Genomic DNA, 407 nt, shown 5'->3' on the forward strand with positions numbered 1-407 from the left:
GGCTGTCGAGTTGGAGCGGTTGGCGCGTGCGGAGGATGACGCGCGGTTGGCGGAGTCCACCGAGCAGGGTGTGCTGGCGGCGCAGGACGCGCAGGCGTTGGAGCAGGCGAAGAACGCCGCTGTGGGTGATGTGGTGGCGTGGAACCGCAAGTTGTTGTGGGACACGGCGGAGGAGGATCGGGTCGATCCGGCGACGCGGCAGTTGCTGACGGAGGCGACCGCGTCGGGCGTGTCCACCGAGGTCGTGCTCGACCGTGGCCGCCGCGCCGCGATCAACCTGCTGGCCACCGGCGGCGAGCACACCAAGGCGTCCGCCTCGGCGGCCCTGACCGGTGGTGAGGTGGAGCTGCGGTCCTGGTTGACCGATGGTCGTCGGGTCGCGGTGGGTCAGGATGATCGGGCGCGGG

At 71.3% G+C, this 407-nt stretch carries 1 pseudogene; it reads left to right on the top strand.

The annotated features are described in order from the left end of the window. Positions 1-46: 46 nt before the first annotated feature. Positions 47-407 (top strand): annotated as a pseudogene (locus ACLQ2W_RS33910) (ALF repeat-containing protein); the annotation flags it as partial.

This window comes from Micromonospora sp. DT227 (assembly GCF_049841835.1).
GTDB lineage: Bacteria > Actinomycetota > Actinomycetes > Mycobacteriales > Micromonosporaceae > Micromonospora.